The organism is Halomonas sp. ND22Bw (genome assembly GCF_003011945.1).
GTDB classification, from domain to species: Bacteria; Pseudomonadota; Gammaproteobacteria; order Pseudomonadales; family Halomonadaceae; genus Halomonas; species Halomonas halophila.
On the sequence record NZ_PXWD01000873.1, the window covers coordinates 1 to 272 of the forward strand.

A 272-nucleotide genomic window follows, 5' to 3' on the forward strand; every position below is an offset into this window, starting at 1 on the left:
AATCGAGGCCGCCATCCTCGTCGATATCCACGAGGAACACGATGTCGGCATCGTCCTCCTCGTCGTCCTCGTCCGAGTCGTCTTCGGAGGCCTTATCGTCGTTGGAAGACTGGGCGTGGCGGGCATCCGGCTCGTAGGGCTCGTCCTCTTCCGAATCGTCCTCCGCGAGGGCGTCCTCGAAGATCTCGATCTCCTCCTCGGTGGCGGCGCGGATCTTGAGCGGAGAGGTGCCGTTCCACAGCACCTTACCGTCGCTCTTCATGGTCTGGATG

The 272-nt window shown here is 62.5% G+C and carries 1 protein-coding gene; it reads right to left on the reverse strand.

Translation table 11 applies throughout. The annotated features are described in order from the left end of the window. A partial coding sequence (locus CVH10_RS20645) for a hypothetical protein (RefSeq protein ID WP_219924913.1) occupies window positions 1-262 on the reverse strand: 262 nt, incomplete at its 3' end. Window positions 263-272 lie beyond the last annotated feature (10 nt).